This window comes from Rathayibacter sp. AY1F3, assembly GCF_002931975.1.
Lineage (GTDB): Bacteria > Actinomycetota > Actinomycetes > Actinomycetales > Microbacteriaceae > Rathayibacter.
In genome coordinates, this window is record NZ_PSVF01000002.1 from 103,589 (window position 1) to 122,826 (window position 19,238).

Sequence of the window (19,238 nt, forward strand, 5' to 3'; positions counted from 1 at the left end):
CTCACCACACCTCACGTCGCATCCGAGAACTGGAGTCGAACATGTCCACCATCGACCAGAAGCCCACGACCGTGTCCCCCGCCATCCCCGAGGCGCTCACCGATCCGATCAGCAACCGCGGATCCGGGTTCACGACCGCCGAACGCAAGAGCCTCGGGCTCACCGGCCGCCTCCCCGCGGGGGTGCTCTCCCTCCAGCAGCAGGCCGACCGCGTCTGGCGCCAGCTCGGCGAGCTCGGCAGCGACCTGCAGCGCAACCTGCTGCTCGAGCAGATCCACGACCGCAACGAGACCCTCTACTACAAGGTGCTCACCGATCACCTGCCCCAGCTCCTGCCGATCGTCTACGACCCCACCGTCGGCGAAGCGATCGAGAAGTACTCCGACGAATACCGAGGTCAGCGCGGCGTTTACCTCTCCATCGACGCGGCCGACGAGATCGAAGAGGCCTTCGCCACCCTCGGGCTCGGCCCCGAGGACGTCGACCTCATCGTCTGCAGCGACGCCGAAGAGATCCTCGGCATCGGTGACTGGGGAGTCGGCGGCATCCAGATCTCCATCGGCAAGCTCGCCATCTACACCGCCGGCGCCGGCATCCACCCCAACCGCGCCATCGCTGTCTCCCTCGACGTCGGCACCGACAACCCCGCGCTGCTGAACGACCCGCTCTACCTCGGCAATCGGCACTCCCGACACCGCGGCGCCGACTACGACGCATTCATCAAGAGCTACATCGAGACCGCGACACGCCTCTTTCCCAACGCTCTCCTGCACTTCGAGGACTTCGGTCCCGAGCACGCCCGCGACATCCTCGCCACCTACTCCGACGACTACCGCATCTTCAACGACGACGTCCAGGGCACCGGCGCCGTCGTCATGGCAGCCCTCTACGCCGGCGTGAAGACCACCGGCATCCCGATGCGAGAGCAGACCCTCGTCGTCTTCGGCTCCGGCACCGCAGGCGTCGGCATCGCCGACCAGCTGCGCGACGCCATGATCGCCGACGGCGCCACCCGCGACGCCGCCATCGCCCAGATCTGGCTCGTCGACAAGCAGGGACTGCTCTTCGACGACATGGACGACCTGCGTAACTTCCAGACCCTCTACGCCAAGCCGCGCAGCGCCGTCCCCGGCAGCGCAGGCACCGTCACCCTGGTCGACGCCATCCGTGCGGTTAAGCCGACAGTGCTGCTGGGCACGTCCACTGCGCACGGCGCGTTCACCGAGGACGTCATCACGGCCATGGCCGACTCGACTCCCCGACCGATCATCCTCCCGATCTCCAACCCGACCGAGAAGATCGAAGCGGACCCGAAGGATGTCATCACCTGGACCAAGGGGGCGGCTCTGGTCGCCACCGGAATCCCCGTAGACCCCTTCACCTTTGAGGGCGCGACCTTCCACATCGGGCAGGCGAACAACTTCCTGGTCTTCCCTGGAATCGGACTCGGCGTCATCGTCAGCGGTGCCCGCCACGTCACCCCCGGGATCCTCGCCGCGGCCGCGAAGGCCGTCGCCGCACGCACCGACGCCACCGCCCCTGGCGCGTCCCTGCTGCCGGACGTCTCGAACCTGCGCGAGATCTCCGCGATCGTCGCGCACGCCGTCTATGACCAGGCCGTCGCCGAAGGTCTCGCGACCATCACGCCGGACGACGTCGTCGAAGCGATTCAGGACGCCATGTGGGCACCTGAGTACACCGCACTGAGCTGACGGCTTAGGCGCGGGACCGCGAACGTGCGCGATCCCGCGCCGGCCGTGATCGATGCGAGGGAGACGACGACATGACGCCGCACACCAACAAGATCGCCCTGGGTCCAGCAGGAACCGCACGAGCACTCCTGCTGCTGTGCGCCGCTCAATTCGTGCTACAGCTCGACTTCAGTGTGGTGAACGTCGCGCTGCCCTCCATCCGCAGCGGCCTGGGCTTCACTGGCTCGAGCCTGCAGTGGATCGTCACCGGCTACGCCCTCACCTTCGGGGCGCTGCTCCTGCTCGGCGGACGCGCGGGAGACCTCTACGGTCAACGTCGAGTGCTGATGCTCGGACTCGCGCTGTTCGGTGTCGCGTCGATCAGTGCCGGACTGGCACCCACGCCCGAGCTGCTGATCACCTCCCGCATCATCCAGGGTGCGGGCGGAGCCCTGGTCGCCCCCGCAGCGCTGTCCTCCCTCACCCTTTTGTTTCCTGATGGACCTGCGCGCGTTCACGCCCTGGGCATCTGGCAGGGCGCCACCGCTGCCGGCGGCACCGCTGGGATCGTCCTCGGCGGCTTCCTCGTCGAGTTGATCGGCTGGCGCTCGATCTTCCTGATCAACATCCCGATCGTCGCGATCCTGCTCGTCGCCGTCCCGCTCACCCTCCCCCGACGACGGCCCCAGGGAGCCCGCGGATCCCTCCATGTCGGGCCGTCGCTTCTGATCACCGCGGCGATCGCCACTGTCATCTTCGGTCTCAGCAACCTCGAGCAGTACGGCATCCTCGACCCGCTCACCCTCGGACCTGTCGTTCTCGGCGTCGTGCTCGCCGCGGTCTTCGTGATGATGCAGGCGCGGGCGCACGACCCGTTGATCCCGGTTTCTGTGCTCGCCTCGACCGCGCGACGCGGAGCCCTCGGCGCGATGCTGGTCACGGGAGCCGTCCTCGCCGCCTACGTCTACTTCGTCTCCCTTTACCTGCAGACCGTTCTTGACTTCGACCCGCTCCTCACCGGAATCGGACTGCTGCCCGCGACGGTGACGATCGTCGTCGTCTCCTCCGTCATCACTCGCCGGATCATCGCCCGATACGGGCTTCGCAGCGTCGCGCTCAGCGGCGGCATCCTGGTGGCTGCCGGCCAGAGCGCCTTCGCCTTCGTCAGCACGACCGGCAGCTACGCCGTGAACATCCTGCCCGGACTGCTGCTCACCGCCCTCGGCATCGGCCTGCTCCTCCCGGCGCTCTCCATCGCCGCAACCGCACGGGTCGACGCGTCGGTGCAGGGTGAAGCCGCCAGCCTGCTGACCACAGCGCAGCAGATCGGTGCAGCGCTCGGAGTTGCGACCCTCGCGACGATTGCCGCCTCGTCGACCGCAGGCGGCGCCTCCGTCGCCGGAGGATTCGCCACCGCCTTCACCGTCTCCGCGATCGCGATGATCGCCGTCGCGATCCTGATCGGGATCACCTTCCGCATCAAGGCGCCCGCACCGGCTTCGACAGGCGCTGCGCCGGCGGCTGAGTCGGTCGCGGTGGACGAGAGAGTTCAGCGATGACGGGCGAGCAGCTGCCCCCGCCACTGAAGGTGACGGCCGACACATCGGTCGAGGCGCTCGCAGACCGGCCTCTCGCGTTCTATAACGCACTGCTCACCGAGCACTTCGTCCTCGAATCCGCGCGCAGCATCACCGTCAGCGAATCCAGCAGCCGAGCGTCGCTGTACCTCATGACGCTCTCCAGCGCACTCGTCGCCTTCGGGTTCCTCGCCGACACCCCATTCGCGCCCGGCTACCTCGCCGTCATCATCCCCGTCGTCGTCATCCTGGGCGTCTTCACCTACGTCCGCCTCGTGCAGACCTCCCTTGAAGATGTGGCGGCGCTGAACTCGATCCAACGCATCCGCCGCTACTACGCCGGACTCCTTCCCGGCGCGGAACGGTACTTCCCCATCCCTCCCGGATCCGTACCGAACCAGATGCTCGAGATCGGCCAACGCGGATACCGACGCGGCGTCTTTTTCACCGTGTCCTCCGCCATTGGCGTCGTCAACTCCATCGTCGCGGGCGCCGGCGGCGCCCTTCTGGTCTACGCCCTCAGCAGCGTCTTCGCCGCGGCCATCACCGCCGGTCTTGCCACAGCGCTCCTCCTAGCCGTGTTTCACGGCATCTATCAGGAACGCCGATACCAACGGCTCGACACGATCATCCGGGCGCAGAACACGAGGCCAGAAGGCGCGCCCTCATGAAACGACGATTCACTCGCCAGGACGCCGCCTCCGCGATCGTTCTCGGCGTCGCGTGCGCCGTCGTGTTCGTGCTCCTGAACGACATCGTCGGACCGCTGCTGTCCGAGCCCTCGGAATCACGCGAGATCGGCGCGATGTGGGCCGTGGTCTCCACCATCTTCGTCTTCCGAGCTCACCTCACCGAGCGACTTCAGGACGCGCGCACCCGCATCACCGCAACCACCGTGAGCCTCGTCATCTGCCTCGCCTACCTCCTGATCTTCCCCGTCACCGCCGTCGGAGTCGGCGCCGTCATAGCCGCAGGAGCCGTCCTCGTAGTACTTGTGGGACGACCCCAGGACGCGAGCCTCACCGGCATCACCTCGACCGTCGTCCTCGTCGTGGCAGACCTTGGACCGGCGTCGGACCGGTGGCTGCAGCCGCTGCTGCGCATGCTCGACACCACCATCGGCATCGCAGTCGGGTTCCTCGCCGCAGCCGCCTTCACATGGGCCGCCGGGCGCCTCACCCCGAGTACCCGTCAACCACTCGAACGGAGCACATCATGACCGACCAGCACGCCACAGACGAGGTCCCCCCAACACCGCCCGGCTTCGCGGCCGACATTCGCCCACTCTTCCGCGAGATGGATCGAACCAGCATGCTGAAGGCCTTCGACCTGTGGAGCCATGCCGACGTCGTCCACCATCAGGACGCGATCATCGCCCACCTCGCGGACGGTTCCATGCCCTGCGACGGGCCGTGGCCCGCAGAAAGGATCGATCTGCTCCGGAGCTGGGTCGCGACGGGATCTCGGCCGTGAAGCTGTCCCTCGGCACGATCGACAACATCTTCTACTTCGTCCATGAGCTGGACGACGCGGTCGTCTGGTACTCGGCGAGACTCGGCCGAGAACCCGTCCTCCGTGGCGGCGCGCTCGTGGCCTTCGACATCGATGGCATCAAGCTCACCCTGCACCAGGCCGACAACTACAACTCGCCCGGCCCCGCCGGCGTCTCGGCCTACTGGACAGTTCACGACCTCGACGAAATCGTCGCCGAATGGACCGCACATGGTGCGACAGCACACCGTGGACCTAAAACCGTCTTCACCGGAGAGCGGCTCTGCCAACTCCTCGACCCGTTCGGCAACCTCTTCGGTCTTCGGCAGCCCCAGTCGGAGTGAGCTACTCATAAACGCCGTCGGATCGACAGACCAGCACCACCACACCACAGACAGAGAAAGAAGAACTCATGACTGACCTGACCGTCGTCCTCGTCCACGGCGCCTTCGCCGAGTCCGCGAGCTGGAGCGGGGTCCTCGAAGCCCTGCAGAGCAGAGGCATCGCTGCCATCGCCACTCCCAATCCACTGCGCAGCGTCGCCACCGACGCGGACAACGTCCGGCGTGCGGCCGAGTCGATCGGCGGTCCCGTGCTCCTCGTCGGCCACTCCTACGGTGGAGCCGTCATCACAGAAGCCGCAGTCGGAAGCGATTCCGTGAAAGGGCTCGTGTACGTCGCCGCCTTCGCGCCCGAGCACGGCGAGACCTCCCTCGGCCTCACCGGCCGGTTCCCCGGCAGCACCCTGGGCGAGACGGTGCGGCCCATTGCGCTGGCGGACGGGACGAACGACCTCATCGTTGATCGGGAGCTCTACCCCGCGCAGTTCGCCGGCGACGTCCCCCTCGCCAATGCGGTGATCGCCGCGGCCACCCAGCGCGCGATCCGCGACGCCGCTCTCGACGAGCCGCAGCCAGCCGCGACCCCGGCGTGGCGGACGCTCCCGTCGTGGTTCGTCTTCGGCTCGGGCGACCGGAACATCCCCGTCGAGGGACTCCGCTTCATGGCCGAGCGCGCCGATTCGCGCCGAACCGTCGAGATCGAGGGGGCCTCTCACTCGGTGATGGTCTCCAACCCTCAGCCGGTCGCTGATCTCATCCTCGAAGCTCTCTCTGAGCTGTCCTGACGCCGAGTCCTCGGGCCGTGGCCGGCGAGGAGGGCGATCCGGCCGACACGTCTCTCCGGCTCGTCAGCGCGAATCGGCCGCGGCGATCGAGGATCTGCGGATGTACTCCGCAGCGATCGTGATCGTGCGGTCAGCACCTCGTGGGGTACTCAGGAGGGTGCCGGCCGCGCGCCCGAGCTCCTCCGGTGGAAGCCGGATCGATGCGAGAGCGGGCGAGAGCAGTGCGGCGGCATCGCTGTCGTTAAACGAGAGTAGTGAGAAGTCCTCCGGCAGCCTGAGATCCTCTTCCGTCGCCGCGCGGACCACGGCGTAGGCCAGTCTCTCGTCGGCGGCGATGATCGCAGTGATCCCCTGCTCCTTCCAGGAGCGGAGGAGTTTGCGCGCGGTGACGTCGACTCGCGGACCCGACGGTGCCAGGTCGGCGACGCGGAGCACGCCACCACCGCCGGTCACACCGTCCTCCACCAGCTTGCGGCGATGCAGGAGAGAGAGTGAGAGAGCACTGTCGAGGCCGATGTAGCCGATCCGTCGGTGTCCGTGATCGAGAAGATCCGTCGTCGCTGCCCGAACTGCCGGGCCCAGGTCGTACGTCGCGAGGCCTGCTCCGTCGAGGGACAGCGGGGAGTCGGCGATGAGACGGCGTGGGCCCTCGACCAGCGCCAGAGCCGCGAGGTCGTGAGCGGAGGGGCTGGCCACCAGGACGGCACTGGTGTCCGGGCCGATGCTGGACGCGAAGATCGACTCCGGTGCCAGGCGCGAGTCGTGAGGTCGGCTGTCGACGAAGGAGATCTGCCACTCTCGGTCGAGCACGCGATGAATGCCCTCGAGGATGCTGCCGAAGTAGTGGTAGTGGAAGCCGGGGAAAACGAACGCGATCGTCTTCCCCGTGCCCCGCGAGAGACGCTGCGCGGTCTTGTTCGCCCGGTAGCCCAACTCGGACACGGCTGTCGCGATGCGGGCCTGCAGGTCGGGCCCGAGCCGGCCCGCGGACTTCCCCGTCATCCAGATCGAGACCGCAGCCTGCGAGCATCCAGCGCGTCGAGCGACGTCGAACGACGTCGGAGGTCGATCGAGGCCGTCCATCGAGCTCCTTCGTCGAAGTGAGGATGCGCCGTTGCGTTATGCGCATAACGACTTTAGCGTCCCCTTCAGCGCATCGGGCGGCACGAGCAGTCCGAGCCAGCATCTTCGAGGAAGAAGGTCGCCATGTCGGCTCCGCCCATCCCGGTCATCATCGGCTCGGGTCTCATCGCCCAGAGCCATGCCGCCGCACTCCGATCTCTCGGCATCCACGACCTCGTCGTGTGGAGCCCGCGGGAGAGCAGCCGCCGCCGCTTCGCCGATCAGTGGGGCGCGACGATCGCGTCGACGCTGGAGGAGGCCCTCGACTACACGGGCGCTACCCATGCTCACGTGTGTTCGACTCCGATGCAGCATCTGGAGCCGATCGAGCGCGCCGCCGCACGTGGACTGACGATCCTCTCGGAGAAGCCGCTCGCTCCCACACTGCAGCTCGCTCGGCGAGCGGCCGACGCGGTCGAGCGCGGCGGAGCAGCCGGATGGGTCGGCTTCAACCGGCGACTGGACGGCGGCATCCAGCTCATGCGGAAGGTCATCGGGGAGGGAGAGATCGGCCGCCCGGTGTCGGTCTTCGGCCACTACCGCCAGCAGTGGAACGCCGAGCCGTCGGGAAACGACTGGCGCTACGACCCGGCCGCCGTCGGACCCTCGAGAACGGTGACTGAGATCGGATCCCACTGGTTCGATCTCGTCGCGTTCGTCCTGGGCACCCCGCCGACGACGGTCAACGCGCAGTTCGGGTTCCTCGGCGAGCGCTCATGGACGGGCCCGGAGGGCTCGGGCAGGGTCGCTCCCCCGAACGAGGATCTGTTCGCCGCGCTCCTGCGCTTCGACGACGGCGTCACCGGGGCTGTCTACGGCACCGAGCTCTCACACGGTTCCTTCGACGAGATCGAGCTCCGGATCGACGGATCGCTCGGCAGCGCCTTCTGGGACGCTGCGCACCCCAACCTCGTCCGCGTCGGGAACAAGACGTCGGGCATCCGCACGCTCGGGATGGACGCACCGAGCACCGCGCTCGCGGACACCATCGCCGCGGTCTACTCCGGACGAGCGGCCGAAGCCGGCGTCGCGTCCTTCTCCGACGGTGTCGCGAACGCAGCGGTCCTCGACGCCGTCACCACATCAGCAGCATCCAACGCCTGGGAGGCGACGCAGTCATGACCACTCTTCTCACCGACAACCACTTCACCCTCGTCGGCGATGTCGCCCTGGTCACCGGTGCCGCCGGCGGCATGGGTCGAGCCATCACCGCCGCCCTCGTCGCTGCGGGCGCGACCACCGTCTACGGATGGGACCGCGTCGACACCGTGGGCTTCGGCGTCACCGGCGCCGTGGTCGACCTCTCGCGACCCGACGACGTCGCTCACGCCGCCGCGGCGCTCGAGAAGACACCGACCATCGTGGTCAACGCCGCGGGCATCGTCGCCGCGCGCGACGGCTTCGAGGTGGACACCGCCGACTTCCTCACCACGCTGAACGTCAACCTCGTCAGCCCCTACGTCATCCAGCGCGAGATCGGCCGCAGACTCCTCGCCGCCGGGGCCGAAGGCGCCTTCATCAACATCACCTCCGTCGCCGGCAAGCACGCCTTCCCGGACCAGCCCGACTACGTCGCATCCAAGGCCGGACTCATCGGACTCACCCGCGCCGGAGCACTGGACCTCAGCCCGCTCATCACCGTCAACGGCATCGCCCCGGGAACCGTCGCCACTCCGATGATCGACAAGGTGATCGCCGACGTCGCCTCGCGCACCGGCCTGTCCCTCGCCGATCAGCGCCTCGCCTTCGAGGCGGGCATCCCCACCAAGCGCATGCAGACACCGGAGGAGATCGCGGCCACCGTCGTCTTCCTCGCCTCCACAGCAGCCCGCTCCATCAACGGCGAGATCGTGAACGTCGACGGCGGCGCGACCCGCGACTGAAAACCTCGCACTTCCCCAGACACACCCCTGCAGCACCCCGACGAAGGAGTCACTCATGAATGCCGCAGCACCAGCGCCCTCCGCACCCCCACTCGGTACCGATGACGAGGGAAGACTCGGCGGCCGCAAAGCCGCCGTCCTCACCGCGACCCTGATCCTCGGAGTCCTCTCGTACCAGCTCAATGCGAGCATGCTCTCGCCCGCCCTGCCAGACGTCGCCGCCTCCCTCGGCACCGATATCGCCAGCGTCGCCCAGGTCGCCTCCGTGTTCTTCCTCGCCGGCGCCGTCGCCGGCATGATCTTCACCCGCTGGTCCGACTACCTCGGCAGGCGCAAGACACTGCTCATCGTGCTCACGGTCCTCACCGTGGGAACGCTGCTCTGCGTCTTCGCCCCCAACCTGCAGGTGCTGCTCGTCGGCCGGGCGCTGCAGGGCGCCTCGAACGCCACCTTCAACTTCGCCTATCTGATCCTCGCCGGGAACGTGCGCGCACGCCTGTTCGGCACCGCGGTCGGCTTCGTCTCCGCCGTCAACGGCGGAGTCGGCGGCATCGATGGCTACGTCGGAGGCCTCCTCTCCGACTGGACCGGATTCCGCGCGATCTTCGTCGTCATCCTCGTACTCGGGCTCATCACCATCGCCGTCAGCTGGCGCGTGATCCCGCGTGACGCGCCTTCCGTCCCGGGCGGCCGGATGGACTGGTGGGGCGCCGCCCTGCTCGGAGCGACCCTGATCTGCCTCACCACCTTCATCTCGTCCGCCTCCACCTCCGGCGCGAACATCGACACGCTCGTCTGGGGACTCGGGACCCTCATCGCCGCGGTCGTCTTCGTCGCTGTCGAACGACGCCGCCGCGACGCGCTCGTTCCCATGGAGGAGCTCGTCACTCGGTACATGTGGCCCGTGCTCCTGTCCACGATCCTGTCGCTGGCTTCCTTCTTCGCGGCGATCACTTTCACCGTTGTCCTCATCGCCGAGAGCCCCGCGGGTTTCGGGATGACGGCCAGCATCGCGGCTCTGCTCTTCCTGACACCGCCCGCCCTCCTCGGAGCCGTCGTGGCTCCCATCGCCGGCACCCTCGCAGGGCGGCAGGGCTGGGCGCGATGGCTGCGGGTGGGCGCGATCTCGAGCCTCGTACTCCTGATCCTGCTCGCGCTCTTCCACGACACCCTCTGGGTGACCATCGCTCTCGTCGCTCTCCTCGGCATCACCTTCAACGGCGTCTTGCTGACCTCGCTCAACGGCCTGAGTGTCGTGCAGTCACCTCCTCACGCGCCGTCAACCCTCCCGGGACTCAACGGCTCCTCCTTCGGCATCGGAGCCAGCCTCGGAATCGTCCTCGTCGCGCCGTTCGTCGGATCAGGCGAACCGGCCGGGTTCGCGCAGGCACTGTGGATCTCGGTAGGGATCGGCGTACTTGCCGTCGTGATGTCCTTCGTGATCAAGCGTCGCCCGATTCCCCTGGTCGGCTCATGACGCGTCTCACCTCATCCCCACCCGCGCCTGCGGACGGCTCGATCCTCGTGCTGGCATCCATCAACCTCGACGTGTCCCATCACGTCTCCGCGCTCCCCCGCCCCGGAGAGACCGTCCTCGCCGCGAGCAGGACGCAAGGGCTCGGTGGGAAAGGGGCCAATCAGGCGGTCGCGGCCGCCCGCCTCGGCGCCCACGTCATCGCACTCGGAGCGGTCGGCGACGACACCATGGGTACTCACCTCCGCGACCGACTCACCTCGGCCGGCGTCGAGACCTCTCTGGTCGTCGACATCGCCGGGGCCGAGTCGGGACGCGCCGAGGTGATCATCGACGACACGGGAGAGAACTCGATCGTCGTGCACCCCGGCGCGAATCCCGGACTGACCCCCGCGGTCCTCGCGGACCTCCTCGATACAGCGTCGAAGAAGAAGGTACGACCGGCTCTCGGCCTGACTCAAGGCGAATCGCTGACGACGACCATCGACGCCTTCGCGGAACACCTCGAGCAGCAGCACATCCGATTCGTGCTGAACCTCGCTCCGGTGGTCCCCGTGACCGAAGCGACGCTCAGCAGGGCGGACCCGCTGATCCTCAATGAATCCGAAGCGCATCGGCTCGTCGCCGATCTCGAGCTACCCCACGGCGACAGCATCGACTCGATCGGCGCAGCGCTCCTCACCACTGCCCGGTCCGTCGTGGTCACCCTCGGCGCGCGCGGGGCCATGGCCTTCACCGATGAGGAGACGTGGCTGCAACCGGCGCCGACTCCGGAGAGCGTCTCGGACACGACCGGCGCGGGCGACGCCTTCGTCGGAGCGCTCTGCGCAGCGCTCGCTCGAGGGGCGGCGTTGCGCTCCGCCGTTCTCGAGGGCGCCGTCGTCGGGTCGATCGCCGTGTCCGGGCACGGCACAACCGCCTCCTACCCTGACGACCGCGAGCGGGACCAGGTCCTGCACGCGTTCGCCCCGCCGCGACCTGAAGGATCGGCATGAACGGCCACCCCCTGTTCATCGACTGCGACACCGGCATCGACGACGCCCTCGCGATCGCGTACCTCGTCGCTGCCGGAGCAGACATCGTCGGAATCGGCACGGTCAGCGGCAACACCAGTGCCGCGCAGGCCGCCCGCAACACCCTCGATCTCCTTGATCTCCTCGGCGCGCCGGCCGTCCCCGTCGCGATAGGAGCGGCCGACTTCACGACACGGCCCTTCTCCGGCGGAGCACCAGACGTGCACGGACGCAACGGCATCGGCGACGTCCAGCTCCCCTCCTCCGGCCGACCGTCGGAGACCGGCGACGCGGGACGACTTCTCAGCGCACTCGCCAGAGAGCATCCCGGGCGACTGCGGATCCTCGCCCTCGGTCCCCTCACCAATCTCGCCACCGCGGTCGCGCGCGACCCCGATCTGCCGGCGCTGATCGAGAGCGTCACGATCATGGGTGGAGCAGCATCAGCCCCGGGCAACGTGACACCAGCGGCCGAGGCGAACATCCACAATGACCCCGAGGCCGCCAGCGCGGTGCTCGGAGCGGGCTGGAACATCACACTCGTCCCACTCGACGTGACAATGGAGCAGCGCATCACCGCCGGCCACTGCAGCCGTCTTCGCGCCACCGGCGCGGCCTCCCTGACAGCACTCGCGGACATGCTCGAGTACTACTTCGATTTCTACGGCTCGCGCTTCCCCGAGCGCTCCGCCGCGCTGCACGATCCCCTCGCCGCTGCGGTGGCGATCGGCGCCGTCACCAGCCGGAGCGCACCTCGGGCGCCGGTGACGATCGACCACTCCGACGGCCCCGGCCGCGGACAGACCATCGTGGATCTGCGCGGACGCTACAGCGGCTACGCCGACCAGGCGGCGACCGATCCGCGGATCCTGCTGACGGTCGAAGGGAACTTCGGCGACGCCCTCACCGACTTGCTCGTGACCGCCTTCGTAGGCGAGTCTCAATCCGACCTCGTCAAGGAAGCACTCTCTCGTGGCTGACCAGCATCGACTGACCGGAACAGCACTGACGCCCGGAAGCGAAAGCAGCATCCGAGACGTCGTCGTCTCAGCCGGCCGCATCGCCTCGAACGATCTGTCTGTGACGCCGTCGCCGTTCATCCTCCTGCCCGGCTTCGTCAACGCGCACGCCCACTCGGGCATGAGCGTGCTCCGCGGAGTCGGCGACGGACTCCCGCTCGAGCGCTGGCTCGAGCTGATGCTCACCACCGAGGACACCCTCAGCAAGGACGACCTGCGCTGGGCACTGCGGCTGTCTCTCTGCGAGATGATCCGCTCCGGGACTACCGCCGTCGCCGACATGTTCCTGTGGGACGACGAGCTCATCGGGGACGTCGTCGATGCCGGACTCCGGTGCGCCGTCGCTCCCACTCTCTTCGGCCCCGACATTCACCACTTCACGGGCGCTCAGGCACCGAGCTACGAAGCGCAGCTCGACGCGACCGACGCTCTGGCCGACACGTGGGACGGCCACCCGCTCGTGCGTGTCTTCTACGGCCCGCACGCCGTCTACACCGCCGGCGAGAGGGTCTTCCGAGACGTCGCCAACCGCTCACAAGACACCGGCATCCCGATCCACGTGCATCTCTCCGAAACGGCAGCCGAAGTCCAGACCTGCCGCACGAAGACCGGCCTCTCCCCCGTCGAACTCGCCCACCGCACCGGGATCCTCCGCCCCACAACACTCGTCGCGCACGCCGTGCACCTCACTGACCACGACATCGAACTCCTCCACGAATCCGGCGCCACCGTCGTCCACAACCCCGCCTCCAACCTCAAGCTAGGCTCCGGCATCGCCCCCGTCTCGCGACTCCTCGCAGAAGGAGTACCCGTCGCCCTCGGTACAGACGGACCCGCGTCCAGCGACTCCCTCGACATGGTCGGAGCACTCCGGCTCGCCGTCGCCCTCCAACGCGGCGTCCACCAGAACGCCGACGCGATGCCTTTCGACGATGCGCTGAGGATCGCTACGACGAACGGCTCGCGCGCGCTGGGGTTCGAATCGACAGATCTCTCCCCGGGCAGTATCGCCGACCTGGCGGTGCTCTCCACCGACGGAGTCCATGCCAGACCCCAGCACTCAGCCGCGGCCTTTCTCCAGTGGGCCGCTGGCCCTCGGGACGTCCACAGCGTCTTCGTGAACGGTCGCCCCCTGATGCTCGACCGCGAGCTGCTCACCCTCGACGAGAATCGCATCATCTGGGAAGTGGACCGGATCGCAACCCGGATTGGCGCTGAAATCGAGCATCGCTCCTTGAATCGGCACTGACTGGCATCACCTGCAGCGCGACCCTTGGTAGAGCCAGCCACCTACTCGGGGACGGTTCGCCGGCAGCACCTCGGTTCACACCGCACGTCCCAACTTGCTGGCCGTTCCCGTTTTGGTCTAGCCGCAAAGCTGGACGAGCACCGACCCGTATACCTGCTTCGGCAGAGGCCACGCCTCCGCCGTCGCCCGGGCCACCGGCCCCGCCGCCTGCATCGTCGTCTCCGACACCATCGGCGCGGGCGACTCGGCGATGGGCGCGATCCTCGACGAGGCCTTCCGCCAGGGCCTCGGCGCCCCGAACGGCCTGCTCCTCGACGAGCCGTCGCTGCGCGCGATCGGCCACTGGGCCGCCCGCGTCGCCGGCATCACCACCTCCCGCTCCGGCGCGAACCTCCCGACCCGCGCCGAGCTGTAGCCGCACGATCCGTGCGGGATTGGCGCCGTCAGTGGTCGAGGACGGGGGTGGTGCTACCGCCACTCTCCTCGTTGGCTGACATCAGCCTTGGGAGTCCGGAGGGAACATTCCGATGGGCGGGGCTGTATAGGGCAGCATGTCGCCTGGCCGGTTCTCGTCCGTCGACGTCGCGAACGGCCCGCTGGGTGAGAGTAGGACTCGCATGTGCGGGTCGAGGTGATTGATCCAGTACGCGCTCAGAGACCCGGCGCTCGTTCGAATCTCTTCCCACATTCGCCAGAGGGCTTCGATGCGGGTCAGCGCCTCGACGCTGCTCCACCACTCAGCCGCCCACCGATCGCCGGCCGCCTGGCCCTTGGCCGTCACCCGGCGCCGGTAGGAAGGCCGGAGGAACTTCCTGACCCACTCGTCGGCTGATCCGAAGTACGTCGCCGGCACCTCCTCCTCGTCCACGTCCTCCACCTCGACGGGGTGTCGGCTGACGGGTCGAACCGGGGCAGAGAACGCATCCGTGTCGACGTCGAACAGGTCCTCGTCGCTCATCGCTCACCCCGGAGAGTCGCGTCCTGCGCCGTATCGAGGTCCGCCGCCGGCAACGCCTCGAGCGGAGGTATCACCGTCACGACGGGCGATTCCGGCGCGGTGTTGGCGGGTCCGCTGCTGGCGTCGTGGGCGGCGATGGAGGCGTTGATCGCGGCGACTTGCTCCTTCGGGCCGTTGTACCAGGGCACCGTGTCGACCAGGGCAGCGCGGGCGCCGGAGGAGAGCATGATCGCGCGGCCCCGGCCCATGCTGGTGAGATCGGCGACCTCGAGGATCTTCTCTCGGCGCAGCGCCGAGGTGGTGGAGCGGACGCCCTTGTTGTAGCTGGCGGAGGTGGTCTCCTTGTCATAGGGGCCGATCAGCTCGGAGAGGGTGCGCAGGAACTCGTCTTCCGCCACTCCGCCGGCGTACAGCTTCACGTTCGCGGCGGACCACAGTTTGAGCATGCCCTCCTTGCCGAACACGCCAACGCCCTGCGACCAGGACTGGAACACGGCCATGATCGGGATGCCGCGCGAGCCGTAGTGCGAGTACAGGTCGGGGAGGTCCTTCCACCGGCAGACGTTCGCGGCCTCATCGAGGACGGCCACGAGCGGAGTCGCCAGGCGCCCGCCGCGGGAGCGCGCTGCGTGCTCTTCCGCGGCTTCGATCGTCGCGGCGGTGAGGGCGGTGACGAGGGGTCCGGCGGTGCCGGCGCCTTCCTTGGACAGCGAGTACAGCGTCTCGGTCGACGTGACGAATGTCTCCGGGACGAACTGCGGGCGGGTGTCGTTCGGGCGGGCGTTCACCCAGTCGGCGGTGGCGGCGCTCTTCAAGCACACGGCCATGCCCTGCGCGGTCGAGTAGATCCCGTCGCGGGCTTTCTCGGCGGTGTTCATGATGCCGCGGACCGCTCGTGCGTTGGTCGGGTAGCCGTTGTCGTGCAGGAGCTCGACGGGTGTCTCGTCCTCGACGGAGGTCAGCCAGAGCAGGACGTCGCTGATCGGCCGGTTCCCGGCCGCGGCCGCGAGCAGCAGATCGGACAACAGCTCTTGGCCCTTCCCGTCGAAGTAGGCGTCGGTCTTCGCGTCCATGGCCCTCGTGCCGGAGGCGAAGTGGGTGGCGAGCTTCGCGGCCTTGGTGTCGTCGGTGACGTAGGAGAGGGGGTTCCACCACCAGGTCGCGTCCTCGAACGCGACGCGCTGCGGGTCGAACACCCACACGTGACCCTTGGCGGCCCGGACGTCGCGGGTCGCGTCGAGCACATCGCGCTTGTTCGACGTCGTGACCACGGGCGCAGCCATGATCGCGGGGATAACGAGGGAGGTCGACTTGCCCACGCGAGGGCCGGCGATCAGCAGCATCATGTCCTCGAACGAGGCATAGAGCATCTGCTTCCCCAGGTGCAGCCGCCCCACCGGGACGCCGGGGTTCTCAGCGACGCCGAGGCGGGCGGACTTCTTCAACGCCTGCTTGCGCATCATCGGCGCCAGATCGCGCGGAGTCGCCGTGTATCGGGCGGCGTGGTCGACGCTCGAGCGGTTCTTGCGTCCGAGTGAGCGCATCCACACGAGCCAGAGGCCCACGAGGACGATGACGGCGACGGCGGCCGCGGCCGCGGCCGCGGCGATCATCGTTGCCGACGTCGACCACACCACTCGGCCGCGGAACAGGCCCGAGATGATTTCGAACGGGTCCGCGGGCAAGCCCTCGTTCACTCCGTCGAGCTTGGAACCGACCGCGACGGCCACCCAGACGATGCCGATCGCAGCGATCGCCACGAGGGCTGCGCCGAGCATCAGGGCGTCGTTGTTGGCTTTGCCGGGCTCGCGGCGGCGGTTGTTGGCGGTGGCGCTCATGCGGACTCCTCTGTGTAGATCGGGCCGGTCCACTGCGGGGTGCAGTCGTCGGCGGGTGCTTGGTGCGAGGTTCCCCAGGAGAGGACCGCGAGGCCCCGCTCCGCGAAGGAGACGGGGAGGTCGGTCGTGTGGAAGCCGTGCTCCCCCGGAGCGGACCGCTGGCAGGTCCAGCGGTAGCCCTCGAAGGCGAGCGTCGACGGGCAGCTCACGCGATCACTCGATCCCCCTGGTCCCAGGCGACGAAGCCGGCCAGGAGCGCGACGCCGGCCCAGCAGACGGTGAGCAGGAACCGGTCGCGGTCCGCGGTCCGCCGGCGGGCGCGGATCGCGCTGACGATCGCGGCGCCGCCGGCGCTGGCCGCGACGCAGCTCGCGCCGAGGGCGACGAGAACGCCTACGGCAGGATCTCGACGTTCACGGGATCGGTGGGCAGCGGCTCCGCTGCGCGGCCGGCGCGGGAGGTCGCGTGCCAGAGCTTGTTGGTGTCGTTGACCTCCTTCTCCGCCGCGGTCAGCTCGACGCGCACCGGGATCCCGGGACGTCCGCCGACCTTGATCAGGAAGCGGCCGCGGCCGGGAGGCTCGGACTCGTGCCCTGACACGGGGTCCCAGGCGGGCGGGTCCTGCCAGGAGGTGAGCATCCCCTGTTCCGCGATCGACATCGGCACGGCCGAGGTCAGCAGCGGCATCTCCGCGCCGGGGAGGCCGCCGCAGATGACCATGCCGGAGCGTTCCACGAAGCCCTTCGCCTTCATCTGATCCTCCGAGGAGGCCAGTGCGAGGAGGTCGAACATGGTGTGGCTGATCATCGCCGGGCCCACGCCGCGCGCACGGTCCAGGCGGGTGAGCGCGTCGAAGTGACGGCCCAGGGAGCGCTCTCCGCTGTGCGGTGGACGTACATGGGGTACTCCCCCGCGTCCGTGGGGAGAAGGATGCGCATCGTGAACGCGCCATCACCGTCTCGGATGGTCGTAGCGCCTGTGATGCTCATGCAGGGCACGCTCGCAGGGTCCACCGTCCTGTAGGCCACTACTGGCCCGCGAACGGGTAGAGCTCGCCGATCCAGGTGTCGTGGGCGAGCGTTGCCCGGCAGAACGCCACCACTGCTTCCGTCGCTATCGCGACGGCTCCACCCACCAAACACGGTTCTGGGGACGGCGCTGCATCGACCGGCTGTACGCCCTCGAGGGCCGGCGTCGGCGATGAGGGTCTGGTGCTGAGGAGAGGTGAGGCGATCTTCGGTGACTCGTTCTCGTGTGGCGCCTCATCTGGCGACGTCGATGAGCAACCGCTCACGAGGAGGCCGGAGCGGCTGGGCGGCCTCAGACCGTGCGGGCCGTGCCGCCGTCGGCCACCATCTCCGCGCCCGGGACCGAGGCGGCGGCATCCGAAACGAGGAGGCCGATGACCTCGGCGGCCTTCTCGGACGCGGCCGGTCGGCCGAGCGGCACGAACGCCCGGCTAGCCGTGGAACCGGTTTCCGAGACGGTCCCTCGGGAGGCACCCGGAGACGACGAAGGCCCGGCGCCGCCGTGAGACGGTCCGGGCCCTCGGGCTCGCAGGGGCTGCGCGTCAGCGGCGCAGCGTGTGGCTCGGCTTCTCGTCGAAGCGCACCTGGTACGCGCTCGCGAAGCGGCCGAGGTTGCCGAAGCCCCAGTCGCGGGCGACCGCGGCGACCGTGGTCGAGCAGGGGTCGCCGGCGACCAGGTCGGAGTGGGCGCGGTCCAGCCGCACGTCGCGCAGGTAGACCGACGGCGACACTCCGAGGTGCCGCTTCGTCGCCTGCTGCAGCGTGCGGGTGTGCAGGCCTGCCGCGCGGGCGGCGTCGGCCGGAGTGATCGGCTCGTGGGCGTGGTGCTGGAGGAAGTCGAGCGCGACCCGGGTGCGGGACGCGGACGGGCGCCGCAGCACGGCCGGCACGTCCCACGCGCGCCACGGGAACAGCAGGAGCAGCACGCGGGCGAGGTCGAGCTCGGCGGTGAAGCGCACGAGCGGAGTGATCGCGGCCGTCGCGAGCGCGGCGCTCGCCTCCGTCACCGCGGCGCGCCAGCGGGCGAGGACGCCGGGGTCGGCGTCCGCCGCGTGGTCGAAGGAGACGGGCTGGCGGGGGCCGGCGTGCGTCTCGGTCGCGACGTCCTCGAGGAACCCGGGGGCGAAGTGGATGAGGTTCTGCCGGTGCGGCTCGAACTCGAGCCCGAACTGGCGCTCCGCGGGGAACAGGAACGGGGCCGACAGCGCGCCGGTCCGGGTGAACGGCGGCAGGTTCAGGCGTCCGCCGCCGGCGCGGAACCAGCCGACGACGTACTCCTTCAGGTGGGGGACCTGGCCGGTGAGGGCGCCGGAGCAGTCGGAGGTGCGCAGGGTCACCCGGTCGCTGCCGCGGACGGCGTAGCGGTAGGAGAAGCCGCGCTGCGACGGAGCGACGCGGAACTCGCCTCCGCCGTACGCCTCGGAGTAGACGGCGGACGCGGCGGACGGATCGTCGCCGGAGGCTTCGTAGCGCCGGTCGGCCCGCTCGTCGCCCGCGAACGGGCTGCCGAGGGTGAAGGTCGACTCGCTCATGACGTCCGCCCGGGGCGGCGGCGGAGGGAGCAGTGCATGGGGGACTTCTTCCGGGTTCGGGGTCCGTGCGCTCGGGGGGACGCACGAGGGGTACGGAATCAAGACGTGTCGAGGAGCCGGAATGTCACGAATCCCGTCTCGAGACGTCCCCCATCGGCGGCACTCGCAATCCGGCCAGCGGATTCGGCGGCCCGTTGTCAAGGCTGGTAGTCATGCCGGACGGCGCTCCACACTGAG

The 19,238-nt window shown here is 68.8% G+C and carries 20 protein-coding genes and 1 pseudogene; 14 read left to right on the forward strand and 7 right to left on the reverse strand.

Annotation, left to right across the window (positions count from 1 at the left end):
• Positions 1-41 precede the first annotated feature (41 nt).
• The 7 genes from C5C39_RS02250 (at position 42) to C5C39_RS02280 (ending at position 5,885) form a co-directional block, all read left to right on the forward strand.
• Complete coding sequence (locus C5C39_RS02250) at positions 42-1,712, forward strand: NAD-dependent malic enzyme (RefSeq protein WP_104352566.1); 1,671 nt, start codon at positions 42-44, stop codon at positions 1,710-1,712.
• Positions 1,713-1,783: 71 nt separating this feature from the next.
• Positions 1,784-3,250 carry an MFS transporter gene (locus tag C5C39_RS02255; protein WP_104352567.1) on the forward strand — a complete coding sequence of 489 codons (1,467 nt, stop codon included), beginning with the start codon at positions 1,784-1,786 and terminating at the stop codon, positions 3,248-3,250.
• The gene (locus C5C39_RS02260; protein WP_104352568.1) at positions 3,247-3,939 is read left to right on the forward strand and encodes a hypothetical protein; all 693 of its coding nucleotides are present in this window, start codon (positions 3,247-3,249) and stop codon (positions 3,937-3,939) included. The genes C5C39_RS02255 and C5C39_RS02260 overlap by 4 nt, the downstream gene beginning before the upstream one ends.
• Complete coding sequence (locus C5C39_RS02265) at positions 3,936-4,487, forward strand: FUSC family protein (protein ID WP_104352569.1); 552 nt, start codon at positions 3,936-3,938, stop codon at positions 4,485-4,487. Before C5C39_RS02260 ends, C5C39_RS02265 begins: the two co-directional genes overlap by 4 nt.
• A complete protein-coding gene (locus C5C39_RS02270; RefSeq protein ID WP_104352570.1) occupies positions 4,484-4,741 on the forward strand; it encodes a hypothetical protein in 258 nt (85 codons plus the stop codon). The genes C5C39_RS02265 and C5C39_RS02270 overlap by 4 nt, the downstream gene beginning before the upstream one ends.
• Positions 4,738-5,103: a VOC family protein gene (locus C5C39_RS02275; protein ID WP_104352571.1), complete on the forward strand. Its 366-nt coding sequence runs from the start codon at positions 4,738-4,740 to the stop codon at positions 5,101-5,103. Before C5C39_RS02270 ends, C5C39_RS02275 begins: the two co-directional genes overlap by 4 nt.
• Before the next feature lie 68 nt (positions 5,104-5,171).
• Complete coding sequence (locus tag C5C39_RS02280) at positions 5,172-5,885, forward strand: alpha/beta fold hydrolase (RefSeq protein WP_104352572.1); 714 nt, start codon at positions 5,172-5,174, stop codon at positions 5,883-5,885.
• Between the two features lie 63 nt (positions 5,886-5,948).
• Here C5C39_RS02280 and C5C39_RS02285 read toward each other — a convergent pair whose 3' ends face one another.
• A complete protein-coding gene (locus tag C5C39_RS02285; protein WP_308471205.1) occupies positions 5,949-6,887 on the reverse strand; it encodes a LacI family DNA-binding transcriptional regulator in 939 nt (312 codons plus the stop codon).
• Positions 6,888-7,091: 204 nt separating this feature from the next.
• On the opposite strand from C5C39_RS02285, the gene C5C39_RS02290 reads away from it, so the two are divergent.
• The 7 genes from C5C39_RS02290 to C5C39_RS17365 all read left to right on the forward strand — a co-directional run bounded on the left by C5C39_RS02290 (position 7,092) and on the right by C5C39_RS17365 (position 14,060).
• Positions 7,092-8,129: a Gfo/Idh/MocA family protein gene (locus C5C39_RS02290; RefSeq protein ID WP_104352574.1), complete on the forward strand. Its 1,038-nt coding sequence runs from the start codon at positions 7,092-7,094 to the stop codon at positions 8,127-8,129.
• A complete protein-coding gene (locus C5C39_RS02295; RefSeq protein ID WP_181136296.1) occupies positions 8,126-8,890 on the forward strand; it encodes an SDR family NAD(P)-dependent oxidoreductase in 765 nt (254 codons plus the stop codon). The genes C5C39_RS02290 and C5C39_RS02295 overlap by 4 nt, the downstream gene beginning before the upstream one ends.
• A gap of 55 nt (positions 8,891-8,945) precedes the next feature.
• A complete protein-coding gene (locus C5C39_RS02300; protein ID WP_104352576.1) occupies positions 8,946-10,367 on the forward strand; it encodes an MFS transporter in 1,422 nt (473 codons plus the stop codon).
• 47 nt (positions 10,368-10,414) lie between these two features.
• Complete coding sequence (locus C5C39_RS02305) at positions 10,415-11,359, forward strand: ribokinase (protein WP_181136297.1); 945 nt, start codon at positions 10,415-10,417, stop codon at positions 11,357-11,359.
• Positions 11,356-12,357, forward strand: a complete 1,002-nt coding sequence (locus tag C5C39_RS02310) for a nucleoside hydrolase (RefSeq protein ID WP_104352578.1) — start codon at positions 11,356-11,358, stop codon at positions 12,355-12,357. The genes C5C39_RS02305 and C5C39_RS02310 overlap by 4 nt, the downstream gene beginning before the upstream one ends.
• Positions 12,350-13,645 (forward strand): amidohydrolase, encoded by a 1,296-nt coding sequence (locus tag C5C39_RS02315; protein ID WP_146083864.1) that lies wholly within the window; start codon positions 12,350-12,352, stop codon positions 13,643-13,645. The genes C5C39_RS02310 and C5C39_RS02315 overlap by 8 nt, the downstream gene beginning before the upstream one ends.
• Before the next feature lie 250 nt (positions 13,646-13,895).
• On the forward strand, positions 13,896-14,060 hold the full coding sequence (locus C5C39_RS17365) for a hypothetical protein (protein WP_181136298.1): 165 nt from the start codon (positions 13,896-13,898) through the stop codon (positions 14,058-14,060).
• Between the two features lie 81 nt (positions 14,061-14,141).
• On the opposite strand, the gene C5C39_RS02320 is transcribed toward C5C39_RS17365, so the two are convergent.
• From C5C39_RS02320 to C5C39_RS02345, 6 genes and pseudogenes are all read right to left on the reverse strand, one after another.
• Positions 14,142-14,603: a DUF4913 domain-containing protein gene (locus tag C5C39_RS02320; RefSeq protein ID WP_104352580.1), complete on the reverse strand. Its 462-nt coding sequence runs from the start codon at positions 14,601-14,603 to the stop codon at positions 14,142-14,144.
• Positions 14,600-16,441 carry a type IV secretory system conjugative DNA transfer family protein gene (locus C5C39_RS02325; RefSeq protein ID WP_104352581.1) on the reverse strand — a complete coding sequence of 614 codons (1,842 nt, stop codon included), beginning with the start codon at positions 16,439-16,441 and terminating at the stop codon, positions 14,600-14,602. The genes C5C39_RS02320 and C5C39_RS02325 overlap by 4 nt, the downstream gene beginning before the upstream one ends.
• Positions 16,438-16,650 (reverse strand): hypothetical protein, encoded by a 213-nt coding sequence (locus C5C39_RS02330; protein ID WP_104352582.1) that lies wholly within the window; start codon positions 16,648-16,650, stop codon positions 16,438-16,440. The genes C5C39_RS02325 and C5C39_RS02330 overlap by 4 nt, the downstream gene beginning before the upstream one ends.
• A gap of 184 nt (positions 16,651-16,834) precedes the next feature.
• Positions 16,835-17,293 (reverse strand): annotated as a pseudogene (locus C5C39_RS02335) (ATP/GTP-binding protein); the annotation flags it as partial.
• A gap of 468 nt (positions 17,294-17,761) precedes the next feature.
• On the reverse strand, positions 17,762-17,890 hold the full coding sequence (locus C5C39_RS17795) for a hypothetical protein (RefSeq protein WP_258063571.1): 129 nt from the start codon (positions 17,888-17,890) through the stop codon (positions 17,762-17,764).
• 121 nt (positions 17,891-18,011) lie between these two features.
• Entirely contained in the window at positions 18,012-19,001 is a 990-nt protein-coding gene (locus C5C39_RS02345; protein WP_104352584.1) for a helix-turn-helix transcriptional regulator, read from the reverse strand.
• Positions 19,002-19,238: the final 237 nt, after the last annotated feature.

What these genes read in the sequence shown, in the direction of transcription:
- C5C39_RS02250 (WP_104352566.1), top strand. Translation starts at nt 42, where the DNA reads ATGTCCACCATCGACCAGAAGCCCACGACCGTGTCCCCCGCCATCCCC.
- C5C39_RS02255 (WP_104352567.1), top strand. Translation starts at nt 1,784, where the DNA reads ATGACGCCGCACACCAACAAGATCGCCCTGGGTCCAGCAGGAACCGCA.
- C5C39_RS02260 (WP_104352568.1), top strand. Translation starts at nt 3,247, where the DNA reads ATGACGGGCGAGCAGCTGCCCCCGCCACTGAAGGTGACGGCCGACACA.
- C5C39_RS02265 (WP_104352569.1), top strand. Translation starts at nt 3,936, where the DNA reads ATGAAACGACGATTCACTCGCCAGGACGCCGCCTCCGCGATCGTTCTC.
- C5C39_RS02270 (WP_104352570.1), top strand. Translation starts at nt 4,484, where the DNA reads ATGACCGACCAGCACGCCACAGACGAGGTCCCCCCAACACCGCCCGGC.
- C5C39_RS02280 (WP_104352572.1), top strand. Translation starts at nt 5,172, where the DNA reads ATGACTGACCTGACCGTCGTCCTCGTCCACGGCGCCTTCGCCGAGTCC.
- C5C39_RS02285 (WP_308471205.1), bottom strand. Translation starts at nt 6,887, where the DNA reads ATGACGGGGAAGTCCGCGGGCCGGCTCGGGCCCGACCTGCAGGCCCGC.
- C5C39_RS02290 (WP_104352574.1), top strand. Translation starts at nt 7,092, where the DNA reads ATGTCGGCTCCGCCCATCCCGGTCATCATCGGCTCGGGTCTCATCGCC.
- C5C39_RS02295 (WP_181136296.1), top strand. Translation starts at nt 8,126, where the DNA reads ATGACCACTCTTCTCACCGACAACCACTTCACCCTCGTCGGCGATGTC.
- C5C39_RS02300 (WP_104352576.1), top strand. Translation starts at nt 8,946, where the DNA reads ATGAATGCCGCAGCACCAGCGCCCTCCGCACCCCCACTCGGTACCGAT.
- C5C39_RS02310 (WP_104352578.1), top strand. Translation starts at nt 11,356, where the DNA reads ATGAACGGCCACCCCCTGTTCATCGACTGCGACACCGGCATCGACGAC.
- C5C39_RS17365 (WP_181136298.1), top strand. Translation starts at nt 13,896, where the DNA reads ATGGGCGCGATCCTCGACGAGGCCTTCCGCCAGGGCCTCGGCGCCCCG.
- C5C39_RS02320 (WP_104352580.1), bottom strand. Translation starts at nt 14,603, where the DNA reads ATGAGCGACGAGGACCTGTTCGACGTCGACACGGATGCGTTCTCTGCC.
- C5C39_RS02325 (WP_104352581.1), bottom strand. Translation starts at nt 16,441, where the DNA reads ATGAGCGCCACCGCCAACAACCGCCGCCGCGAGCCCGGCAAAGCCAAC.
- C5C39_RS02345 (WP_104352584.1), bottom strand. Translation starts at nt 19,001, where the DNA reads ATGAGCGAGTCGACCTTCACCCTCGGCAGCCCGTTCGCGGGCGACGAG.